The 2,692-nt window shown below is 73.1% G+C and carries 1 protein-coding gene; it reads left to right on the forward strand.

Going from position 1 to position 2,692, the window contains the following annotated elements; all coding sequences use genetic code 11:
- Positions 1–206 precede the first annotated feature (206 nt).
- A partial coding sequence (locus AB0H57_RS32670; protein WP_357512589.1) for a M36 family metallopeptidase occupies positions 207–2,692 on the forward strand: 2,486 nt, incomplete at its 3' end.

Below are 2,692 nucleotides of genomic sequence, written 5' to 3' on the forward strand. Positions count from 1 at the left end.
GACCCCGCCTGGGCCGGCACCTGCCGCGAGTTCGTCCTCACCCTCGACAACGGCTACCAGCACCGGGCCTACTTCAGGTTCATCAGCTGATCCCTGACCGCGACACCGGAGGGAGCGTCCGATCTCGGAACGCTCCCTCCGGGCACGTCGCGGGCCAGTTCGAGGCGTAACCCGCCGCGTCCCGTACAGCAAAGAGGGAGAACCCCGTGCCGACATCCCCCCTGCGTTCGCGAGGCCGACGCACCGCCGCGGTGCTGATGGCCACCGGACTCGTCGTGGCCCTCGGGCCGTTCACCGCCCAACCCGGTTGGGCCGCGACCGACGAGCAACCGAAACCCCTCGGCCGGTTCCTCACCGGCCCGAACGAGGGCAGCCCCGAGGAGATCGCCACCCGCTACCTGCGGGCTCATCCGGCCGAGTACGGGGTCCGCGCCACGGACCTCGCCGAGCTCACGGTGGCCTCCAGCTACACCAGCAAGCACAGCGGGGTGACCCACGTCAACCTGGCGCAGCGGCACCAGGAGCGGGAGGTCTTCGGCGCCACCACCACCGTCAGCGTCGCCCGCGACGGCAGTGTCGTCTTCGTCGGCGACACCCTGGTCCCCGGTCTGACCGGGGCGGCCACGGCCGCGCCGGCCCTGGACGCGGTCGACGCGGTGCGGGCCGCCGCCGACGGCCTCGACCTCGCCGACCCGCAGAGCCCCCGGGTGCTCACCCGCACGGCTGGCCCGGCCGGGCGCACCGTCGTCTCCGGCGGCGGCATCTCCGACCAGCCCATCCCCGCCAAGCTCGGCTGGCAGCCCACCGGGGACGGCCTGCGCCCGGCCTGGCAGGTGGTGATCGACGACTCCAGCGACGTGCACCTGTGGAACGCCACGGTCGACGCCGAGAGCGGCGAGCTGCTCGCGGCCGACGACTGGACCGACCAGGACAGCCCGGCCGACCTGGCCAGCACGCTGGGCCGCCGGGCGGCACCGACGACGGCCGCCGCCCCGGCCGCCGCCGCCGCGAGTGTCCGGCCGCCGAACCCCGCCCAGGACGGGTCGAGCTACCGGGTGTTCGAGTTCCCCAAGGGCGACCCGAACGACGGCCCGCAGACCCTGGTGACCAACCCGGCCGACGGGGACGCCTCGCCGTACGGCTGGCACGACACCGACGGCGCTCCCGGCGCCGAGCACACCACCACCCGGGGCAACAACGCGCACGCCTACACCGACCGGGACGCCAACAACCAGGTCGACCCGGACAGCGCGGCCGACGGCGGCGCCGGCCTCAGCTTCAACTTCCCGGCTGACCTGAACGAGCACCCGCAGACCTACACCCAGGCCGCGGTGGTGAACCAGTTCTACTGGTGCAACGTCGTGCACGACCTGACCTACCGGTACGGCTTCGACGAGGCGTCCGGCAACTTCCAGGTCAACAACTACGGCCGCGGTGGGACCGGCGGCGACGACGTGCAGTGCGAGGCGCACGACGGCTCGGGGCAGAACAACGCCAACTTCTCCACCCCGGCGCTGGACGGCGGGCGGCCCCGGATGCAGATGTTCCTCTGGCCGGGCAACCAGTTCGGCCTGCCGAACGCGGTGACCGTCGACGGCGGCTCCGCCGCCGGCACGTACGAGGCGGAGTACGCGCGGTTCACCCCGGCGCCGACCAGCGCCGGCTTCGCCGGCCAGATGGTGTCGGTCGACGACGGCGTCGGGGCGGCCGGCGACGGCTGCACCGAGTACCGGCTGCCGGCCGGCGCGATCGCGGTGGTCGACCGCACGAGCGCCTGCAACTACCACACCCAGGTGGGCAACGCCGAGCGGGCGGGCGCCGCCGCCGTGGTGGTGGTGAACAACGTCGCGAGCGCGCCGGTGGTGATGAGCGGCTCGATGAACCCGGCCGTCGGTATCCCGGCGGTCATGGTGAGCCAGGCCGACGGGGCCAGCATCCGGGCGGGTCTGCCGGCGGCCGGCCGGGTGCACCGCAACCTGGACCGGCCGGCGATGCGGGACGCCTCGTTCCGCTCGGAGACGATCTTCCACGAGTACGGCCACGGGGTCTCCAACCGGCTCACCGGCGGCCCGACGGTCAACTGCCTCACCGGCGACGAGCAGATGGGTGAGGGCTGGAGCGACTTCCTCGCGATCACCTCGCTGCTCAACCCCGCCATCGACGATCCGGAGAACGCCCGGGGCTACGGCCAGTACCCGCTGTTCCAGGACAGCCGGGTCGGTGGCGGCATCCGGCCGCGGCCGTACTCGCGGAACATGGAGATCCAGCCGTTCACCTACGACAGCATCAAGACCGGCGGCTGGCTGGACGGCACCTCGCTGGCGGCCCCGCACGGCATCGGCCACGGCTGGGCCGCCGTGCTGTGGGACATGACCTGGAACCTCGTCGACCGGCACGGGTTCAACCCGAACGCCTACGAGTCGTGGCGCACCGGTGGCAACAACCTGGCGCTGCAACTGGTCATCGACGGGCTGAAGATGCAGGGCTGCCGACCGGGCTTCGTCACCGGCCGGGACGCGATCGTCGCCGCCGACGCGGCGCTGACCGGCGGCGAGAACGCCTGCATCATCTGGGGCTCCTTCGCCCGCCGCGGCCTGGGCTACAGCGCGGTGCAGGGCACCACCAGCCGCGACGACAACAGCGAGGCGTTCGACACCCACCCGTCCTGCCGGGGCGACTTCGTCGGCCGGGC

The sequence above is a fragment of the Micromonospora sp. NPDC050686 genome, from assembly GCF_040654475.1.
Taxonomy (GTDB): Bacteria; Actinomycetota; Actinomycetes; order Mycobacteriales; family Micromonosporaceae; genus Micromonospora.